Below are 2,370 nucleotides of genomic sequence, written 5' to 3' on the forward strand. Positions count from 1 at the left end.
GCACGAGGACGCGGCCGCGCCGGCGCGCCTCGGGCGACGTGGGGTCGGCGACCAGACCGGCGTCGGCGAGCGGCCGGTAGCCGACCAGGTCCCCGAGGTAGGGCACCACCCAGTCCGCGCACGTCTCCACGAACCAGTTGTCGTAGAGCCGCTCGATGTCCTGCTCCAGCACGTCGACCTGCTCGCTCACCACCCGGAGCAGCTCGCGCAGCGGCCCGCCGCGCGCCTCGTCCCGCATCCGGTGCAGGCTCGGCAGCAGGTCGTACAGGTAGTCCTCGCCGCGGCTCATCGCGCCGCCTCCTCACGGATCTCGTTGAGGATCAGGGAGTCGGGTACGCCGGGCTGGAGGTAGGCCAGCTCGGCCGGCTGCAGCTCACCGGCCACCAGGCGGGCGGGCCGCACGACCACCCGCTCCGGGGCGGGCCGTCGCAGGGTGGTCCGCGCCGGCACCGGGCGCCTGAGGACCTGGGCGCGTCCCACCCCGGCCGCGAGGCGGCGGGTGACGTCCTCGGCGCTCACTGCGGTCAGCACGTCGAGGTCGACGTAGTCGACGCCGCGCACGGCCTGCATCGCTGCGACCACCTGGCTGGGCAGCACGTCCTCGCCGAGCTCGCGGCGGTCGAAGCCGCAGACGGCGAGCGCCGCCGCGCGCACCTGCGGCTCGACGGTGTCCCAGTGGTGGTCGGGCAGCACCTTGACCCCGGCGCTGAGCACCAGTGCCAGCAGCCGGCGCACCGAGACCTTCAGGGGAAGCGCCGGGTCGCCGAAGCGGTGCAGCGCGTCGCTGAGGTTCCCGAACAGGTCCGAGGTCTCGTCGATCGGGGCGTCGTCGACGCCCGCGACCGTCACGTGCACCAGCTGCCGACGGCCGTCGCTGAGCCGGGCGGCTGCCGCCTTGCCGATCCCGGCGAAGGTGCGGGCGAAGTCGGCGTGGTCCTGCGTCGACACCAGGCGGTCGAGGGCGAGCACGGCGAGCGGTGCGTTGCGGCGTACCTGGTCGCGGCTCTCGGCGTCGGCACCGCCCGTGGCGGGCAGCGGGTTGACGACGTCCTTGATCCCGAGCGGGCGGGTGGCGAGCTGGGAGAGCTGGCCCGCGGCCACGTTGCCGCCCCTGCCGATGCCCTTGCGGTAGACGGCGCGGACGTTGTCGGTGCCCGAGGGCAGCCGGGCGCCGTGCACGGCGTCGCCGAAGACCACCGTGGTGGCGCCGGCGTCGTCCTGGCTGGTGAGGTACCCGTGGCTGGCCGGACCGAGGTCCAGCAGACTGCGCGCCTCGTGCCACGACACGTCGTCGACCCGCACCTCCAGCGTGGAGTCGACGCCGGTGACCGTCGGTGCCGAGGTCCACGTCAGCGGGGGCTGCTTGAGCCGGAAGGTCTGCCGTGGCCTGCGTGGGTCGCCGCCGCCGAGCACCTCCTGCGTCGTCTCGCCGTGGGTGGCGCGGACGACGTTGCCGTGCAGTACGACGGTGTCGCGGCGGTAGCAGTAAGCCAGCGGGCTGGCCAGCGTGACGAAGGTGTGCAGGGCGTCGCCGGGGAGGGGCACGTCGGCCGGCTCGCCGCCCCCGTCCGACCCGCGCCCCCCGCCGAGGTAGCCGGTGGCAGGCACCGTCGCCACGCGGTGGGTGACGCCGGCGAGCATGACCAGCTCGGCGGCCCTCACCCCGGAGGTGCCGGGCAGGTCAGCGCGCTCGCCCGAGAGCACCATCCAGCGGCCGGAGCGCAGCCCGTCGTAGAGCCGGTCCAGCTCGATCTCGTCCGCGCACACCGCCTCGGCGAGGGGGGCGTCGGCCAGGTTCAGCTCCTCGGCGCCGCAGTGCACGACGGCGGCGCGGAGCACGTCGAAGCCGTCGACGCCGAACTTCGCGGCCCCTTCCTCGTCCTGGCGCGAGGGCCGCCACCACCGGTCGGCGAAGGTGACCCGGGTGGACTTGCCCGCGAGGCCGTAGGCCCGTCGGGAGAGCTGCTCGACGACCGTCACGCCGGTGACGACTGCCGCCGTGAACCCGTGGGTGGCCGGTCGCGACACGAGCGCGGGGGTGCGGACCAGCACGTCGGGGTGGTCGCGGTCGAGGAACGCCGCGTCGGCCACCTCGTCGTCCTCGAGGGCCCATTCCGAGAAGCCGGTGAAGACGCCGTCGTCGAACTGGGCCTCCTGCGGCGCGTTGTGCCCGAACAGCGGTACGGCGAGGCGCAGCGCCCAGACGCGCAGCGGCGAGACCGGGGCGGCGTCGTCGAGCCGGGCCAGGGCGCCGTACAGCGACGGGGCCAGGGCGGGCCGCATGACGCTCAGCAGAGCCGGGTAGGCGTCGGCGCCGCGGGCGAGCGCGGTGTCGAGGCTGCGGCCCAGCTGCCGCGACCCTCGCGGCTG

Annotated in this window: 2 protein-coding genes; both read right to left on the minus strand. The window is 75.1% G+C overall.

Features of this window, described 5'->3' with window-relative positions:
* Nucleotides 1-289: hypothetical protein (locus tag PLP61_RS16575; RefSeq protein ID WP_502889105.1), on the minus strand; the 289-nt coding region annotated here is incomplete at its 3' end.
* A partial coding sequence (locus PLP61_RS16580) for a putative baseplate assembly protein (RefSeq protein ID WP_324503869.1) occupies nucleotides 286-2,370 on the minus strand: 2,085 nt, incomplete at its 5' end. The genes PLP61_RS16575 and PLP61_RS16580, both read right to left, overlap by 4 nt.

It is taken from the genome of Nocardioides sp. (assembly GCF_035429765.1).
In the GTDB taxonomy this organism is placed as follows: domain Bacteria; phylum Actinomycetota; class Actinomycetes; order Propionibacteriales; family Nocardioidaceae; genus Nocardioides.